General features: G+C 40.8%; 6 protein-coding genes. 1 reads left to right on the top strand and 5 read right to left on the bottom strand.

The annotated features are described in order from the left end of the window. On the top strand, positions 1-200 hold a 200-nt coding region (locus tag AC623_RS21870), incomplete at its 5' end, for a hypothetical protein (RefSeq protein WP_231603380.1). Between the two features lie 239 nt (positions 201-439). Here AC623_RS21870 and sigE read toward each other — a convergent pair. The 5 genes from sigE to AC623_RS05680 form a co-directional block, all read right to left on the bottom strand. Then, positions 440-1,159 (bottom strand): RNA polymerase sporulation sigma factor SigE, encoded by a 720-nt coding sequence (sigE, locus tag AC623_RS05700; protein WP_049661397.1) that lies wholly within the window; start codon positions 1,157-1,159, stop codon positions 440-442. A gap of 38 nt (positions 1,160-1,197) precedes the next feature. Beyond that, a complete protein-coding gene (gene spoIIGA / locus AC623_RS05695) occupies positions 1,198-2,124 on the bottom strand; it encodes a sigma-E processing peptidase SpoIIGA (RefSeq protein ID WP_049661395.1) in 927 nt (308 codons plus the stop codon). Between the two features lie 260 nt (positions 2,125-2,384). Beyond that, positions 2,385-3,548, bottom strand: a complete 1,164-nt coding sequence (ftsZ, locus tag AC623_RS05690; RefSeq protein WP_049661393.1) for a cell division protein FtsZ — start codon at positions 3,546-3,548, stop codon at positions 2,385-2,387. A 40-nt stretch (positions 3,549-3,588) separates the two neighbouring features. Next, entirely contained in the window at positions 3,589-4,878 is a 1,290-nt protein-coding gene (gene ftsA, locus AC623_RS05685) for a cell division protein FtsA (RefSeq protein ID WP_049661392.1), read from the bottom strand. Positions 4,879-5,225: 347 nt separating this feature from the next. After that, entirely contained in the window at positions 5,226-6,008 is a 783-nt protein-coding gene (locus AC623_RS05680) for a cell division protein FtsQ/DivIB (RefSeq protein ID WP_049661390.1), read from the bottom strand. Positions 6,009-6,162: the final 154 nt, after the last annotated feature.

Below are 6,162 nucleotides of genomic sequence, written 5' to 3'. Positions count from 1 at the left end.
AGAAGAGCGGAGATGACTGCCCTGCCCCGACAAGCATAAGACAAAATGGCAGAGTGGCGTTCTTCAGCCACACAGCCAGATTGGCTTATGACCTCGAGGGGCAAGGAGGCGCAGCTAGACAAGAAATGCGGAAGCGGCCGTTCAGGACTGATCTGCATGAGATAAAGGAAACACGAAGAGCAATAGCGATTCGATGTTGACTTATCGCAAGGCGGAGACGGAAACAGCTCAGCCAGGATTAGCAGGAGCACTACGCTAAGTGAATACCTATGTCGATTCGGGAACAAACTTTAACTTTAGAGAGCATCTGTTTCAGTTTACAAGCCTATTTTGAATTATGCATATAGTTATTTTAGTTCATAAATAACAAAAATCCCCCATTTGTCTGCATTCGGTTAGGCGCTCAGCCGTTCGTTTGCAAATGGGGAATCTGGGTCAGTCAAACCATTTTATTAAATTCTTTTTGCAGGCGCTGAATAATTCTTTTTTCCAGCCTTGAAATGTAAGATTGTGAAATACCCAATAAATCGGCAACATCTTTTTGTGTTTTTTCTTCTTCTCCTTTCAAACCAAAACGCAGTTCCATAATTTGTTTTTCCCTATCCGTTAGATGTTCCATTGCTTTGAATAAGAGACTTCTATCCACTCCTGCTTCAATATCTCTCGTGATGATATCATCGTCAGTTCCGAGCACATCGGAGAGCAACAGCTCATTTCCATCCCAATCCACATTTAGCGGTTCATCAAACGATACTTCCGAGCGGATCTTATTGTTGCGGCGCAAATACATGAGAATCTCATTTTCAATACATCGCGAGGCATAGGTCGCTAATTTTATTTTCTTTTCCGGGTTAAATGTGTTGACGGCTTTGATTAAACCAATGGTACCGATGCTAATTAAGTCTTCAATATTGATCCCGGTATTTTCAAATTTCCTTGCAATGTAAACGACGAGTCGAAGGTTCCTCTCAATGAGCAAAGCTCTTGCTGCCTGATCACCCTTCGGCAGCTTAACCAGCAGTTTTTCTTCTTCATCCCTTGATAAAGGGGGTGGAAGTGCTTCACTCCCGCCGATATAATATATCTCGTCAGTCTTCAACTTTAGCTTAATCAGCAGCTTGTACCAATAGTAAGTGATTTTTAATCGCAAATTCCTCATAAAGCAACCTCCTCAATAATAAGAATAAATATCGCAAGCTATGATACTTCTTCGTAAGATAGAGATAGGACCATCTTCGGATGCAATATACACGAAAACTGGCCATCAGATGATAAACTCATTGGCGTAAAAACAACAAGCACTTTCGAAATGACGGTTTTCTTTTTGTCGTTGCTTACCTCCACATAATCAGGCTTAAAAGCAGGCAGCAATTGATGAGCCTTCCCAACAGACTTGGCGGGAATTAACCTCATTTTTTCCAACCATTCTTTCGGCAAATATTCCTCTTCAAATAGTAAAATTTCCGGTTGGCCAGCTGCTTTCACAACTTCGCTAGGGAGCTGCTCCTCTAAACCAGCAATAGAAATAAACATAACAGGAGACTTAGTAATCGGATCCTGAAGTTGATTTCCTGTATCGACCAATCCTCTTAAAGAAAAATCAGCTTCGTTAATTTTGACCTTCACATTAAGCAGTTGATCATGTTGAAGTTTAGCTGTTTCAAAATCATCCGCTCGACTCTTAGCAAAGTAAAAAGCGATCGGCAAACCAAACATGACAAAAATCCAGCTGACTGGATCACCAAACCCCTTTAACCCAGCTAAGAAGAAGTCCGACTCCAATTGCATATCAAATTCGATAAAATAATGGGCTCCCAGCAGCATGCCTCCCGTTAAAAACGTCGAAAAATAAAAAGTCATGAGATTAACAAAAAAATATTTCCACCGTCTATAACCAAATACAGCAAACACCATAACGGTCGATAATAAAATTTTCGCCAGTGGATGTCCTGCTATGGGGGCAAGAGGGGTAACCATCAGCAAAATGCTAATAGACCCTATTCCTCCTCCTATTAGGAGGCGATACCCTTTTACGTTTCTCTTAAGAAAGATAGCTGTCATCCATAATAGCAAGCTATCGGCAAGCAAGTTCAACAGCCATAATGCATCTAAGTATACAACCACACGTATCCTATCCTCCTTTTACGCTTCATTGCATGTAAATAAGAATATTTACTCAAGTATATCGGGCAAGCAAAAAGAAGTGTGTCACAATATAGAAGGGAAACTAAACAATTTTTAAAGGAAAATTTCGGTTTTTGTCAGATTAGATAAGCGGGAAAATGGGGATAATTAGTTGCATTTACAGAACACGTGTTCTAAAATGAAATAAAGATCAAGGCTTTCCAAAGGAATAGCCTTGATCTTTATAATGTAGACACCCTTTAGCGGCGTCTGTTTCTGTTTCTAAGGAATGTTGGAATATCGAGCGTTTCCTCCGCTGGCTGCGAAGGTTGTCTCGTTGGCATTTCTTGCTGCTGTTGCGGCTCTTCATGACGTACTTCGCGCTTTGGCGGAGACATCGGTGCTTGTTGAACAGTTGGTTGTTTCATTTGACCAAAACCTGCTCTCGGCTGCTTTGGCTGCTGCAGGTCTGACTCTTTAAAGCCAGTTGCAATAACCGTTACAACAATCTCATCTTTTAAGTTCTCGTTAATGACTGAACCAAAGATCATATTTACTTCCTGATCAGATGCGGAAGCAACAATATCAGCTGCTTCTTGAACCTCGTAAAGGCTTAAATTCGTACCGCCGGTAATATTCATGATCACGCCTTGTGCTCCATCGATAGACGTTTCGAGCAATGGGCTGGAAATGGCTTTCTTCGCTGCTTCCGCTGCGCGATTTTCTCCGGAAGCGATACCGATCCCCATGAGGGCAGAACCCTTGTTAGACATAATCGTTTTCACATCAGCAAAGTCTAAGTTAATCAAACCTGGAGTAGCAATCAAATCTGATATACCTTGAACCCCTTGACGCAATACATTATCTGCTTCTCGGAATGCTTCAAGCATCGGTGTACTCTTATCTACAATCTCCAGTAAGCGATCGTTCGGAATGACGATTAATGTGTCAACGGCTGCTTTCATCGATTCAATGCCGCTAGCCGCCTGTGTAGCCCGTTTGCGCCCTTCAAATGTAAATGGACGAGTCACAACCCCTACTGTTAAGGCTCCAAGATCTTTCGAAATTTGAGCAATAACAGGTGCTGCTCCGGTACCTGTACCACCACCCATTCCGGCAGTTACGAATACCATATCTGCGCCACGTAATGCTTCTTCAATTTGCTCCTTACTTTCTTCAGCGGCTTTCTTTCCCACTTCTGGATTAGCTCCTGCTCCTAATCCGCGAGTGAGCTTAGAACCAATTTGCATTTTCACTTCAGCTTTTGAAAGATTAAGTGCTTGGGCGTCTGTATTTACCGCGATAAATTCAACCCCCTGCACCCCATGCTCGATCATGCGATTAACAGCATTGTTTCCGCCGCCGCCTACGCCAATAACTTTTATCGTCGCTAATGAATCTAAATTAGTATCAAACTCCAACATGACAAATCCTCCTAATTCGTCGTTATTTCTCTAAGATGACTTATTCCTCGAAAAAATAACCGAAAAATTTCTTTACTTTTGAAGTCAGCTTTTGTTCCGGCTGCTTTTCAACCTTCGCTTTTTTAGGCGGTAAAGGCTCTTCCTGCCGCGAGTCAGGCACCGTAATTGGTTCTTGGACAGCACTTACTTTTCTGCCTTGTAATTTAGCATTCTTGTAAGCATACTTAATTAACCCAACTGAAGCTGTATACTGAGGCTCTCTTACTCCAATATAATCAGGAATCGCCATGCGAACACGATTTTGGAAAACATCTTGAGCTAAATCAAGTATACCAGGTATAGACGATGTTCCGCCCGTTAAAACAAAGCCACCAGGCACATCGTGAATTCCGTGTTGTCTCAACTCATCAAGAATCATTTCAAATATTTCTTCTAATCTCGCTTCAATAATATCGGAAATTTCCAATTGACTAAACTGCTGATGCTGATCACTGCCGATAATAGGAACACTAAATACCTCTTCTTCAGAGGCCATGTCATAAAAAGCATGTCCATGCTTCAGCTTGATTTGTTCTGCGTCTTCTGTAGTCGTACGCAACCCGATCGATAAATCTTTTGTAATATGGTCGCCGCCGATCGGAAAGACGGCAGTGGCTTTTATATTCCCTTGACTGAACGCGGCTACTGTTGTAGATCCTCCTCCAATATCAATGAGAACTGTACCTAAATTTTGCTCATCTTTCGACAAAGCTACTTCTCCCGCTGCCAGCGGTTGAAAAACGATATCCATAATTTCAAGACCGGCCCGCTCTACACAACGTAATGTATTATGTAAGAATGTCTTAGAACCCGTTACGATGATTCCTTCCATCTCTAAGCGGACGCCAATCATGCCGCGCGGATCTGTAATTTCATCTAGACCATCTACAATAAATTGCTTAGGAATGACATTAATAATCTCACGGTCAGGGGGAATGGACATAACCTGAGAAGCATCAATCACCCTTGCCACATCTACATCAGTGATTTCTCGATTTTCACTAGAGACAGCCACCACTCCACTGCATGGCTGTAAAAGAGCGTGATTGCCGGCAATGCCAACGACCACTTGTTTAATTTCTATACCAACCATTCTTTCTGCTTGCTCGATTGCTTTCTTTATTGAATGAACGGTTTCATCGATGTCTACGACAGCGCCTTTGCGAATTCCTTTCGATTTTACATTCCCAACACCGATAATATTCAATGATTCATTTACCATTTCACCAATTATTACTTTTATAGCGGACGTACCGATGTCAAGACTTACTAACACTTCATTGCTGTTCATTCTTTGGCACCTCCCTCAGCTCTGAAAACTCATTGTCCGAACAACAATTTTTCTTTTTGGTCGAATTATTTATATAATAGAAAACATTCGTCATTTTCAACATAATTCCCTTTTAAATTTTAATATTTTTTACTATTTTACCTTTTTCCTAGATTACATAGGAGAAAGCAAAAGGCAGAAGATCTTCAAAGCGTTCAAGAACCGCTATTTACAAGTCTACACCAAGTTGCCACCCTAGAAAAGTCAATTTTATCGAAAGAGCAGCAACACGAACTTCCAATTATAGGAATACAAGAAAAATTTTACTATATTCCAAATAATGGACTCCTTACCAAAAGCAATCCCTACTATTGAGGAGACGGTTCTTCAATTGCCTTTACTTTCTCTGAATCGTATGGTTTAAAATAGGATCCTACTTCCAAGTCAATAATCCCTTTAATGTTCGGATCGAGTTGACTGACAATCATAGGGTAATAAATCATCTTTTCAGAAAAAGTTTTCAGCGTAGCCGAAACTTCATACCCGTCATTCATAAATAATTGAACGTGAAGAGAATCGGTCTTTTTCGGAGCATAGTAAATTTCTGAAATAGAATTTACGATCTCCGCCGGCAGCTGTTCAAGAGAGCTCATAAGCTGATCCAACTCTTTACCTGCCTTGAAATCATATAAAACAGGTAATTGTTCCGGAGTCCCATCAACTGCTTCTCTAAGTATCGCTCCGTTATTTAATACGGGAAACAGTTTTTTTCCCTTTGCTAGGTAAGCAAGCTTTTGCTGTTCTTTTACTGAAATTTTTACTCTGTTAGGAAAAACAATTGACACATCGGCTTGATGAATTTTCGGATCACTCTCAAGTTTTTTCTCTGTTTGTTTAGCTTCAACTTTCCATATGCTGTCCCCTTCTTGGACACCACTTTTTGCTATAATTTCAGCTTTTGGAGTTAATGCATTTCCTTCAACCTGAATGAAGGCAATTTTACTTAGCGGCGACTGAAAATAAGCAACAGCTAGTACAATCAGGAAAAACAAGGAAATAATGAAGATGAGCCGCCGATTTGTTTTTCTTTTCCTCAGCTTTTTCAGCTTTGGAATTCTCTCTTCAATTGAGATAATTTTTCCTTCGTCCATATCCTTTCCTCCAGGTTCACCGATCTGTCGAATAAATAACGGAAGAGCGGATAAAAATATCCATGCCGCATACTCTTCCCCATTACACCTATTGTAATGCAGAGAGAAAGAGGATAAAAGAAAAAACCACTCTTTTATTTACTTACTGTTGTTT

The organism is Bacillus sp. FJAT-27231 (genome assembly GCF_001183975.1).
Taxonomy (GTDB): domain Bacteria; phylum Bacillota; class Bacilli; order Bacillales; family Domibacillaceae; genus Pseudobacillus; species Pseudobacillus wudalianchiensis.
This window is presented reverse-complemented; position numbering and strand designations above follow the sequence as displayed.

Excerpts from the sequence above, each read along its gene's own strand:
- sigE (WP_049661397.1), bottom strand. The coding sequence starts at position 1,159 with ATGAGGAATTTGCGATTAAAAATCACTTACTATTGGTACAAGCTGCTG.
- ftsZ (WP_049661393.1), bottom strand. The coding sequence starts at position 3,548 with ATGTTGGAGTTTGATACTAATTTAGATTCATTAGCGACGATAAAAGTT.
- ftsA (WP_049661392.1), bottom strand. The coding sequence starts at position 4,878 with ATGAACAGCAATGAAGTGTTAGTAAGTCTTGACATCGGTACGTCCGCT.
- AC623_RS05680 (WP_049661390.1), bottom strand. The coding sequence starts at position 6,008 with ATGGACGAAGGAAAAATTATCTCAATTGAAGAGAGAATTCCAAAGCTG.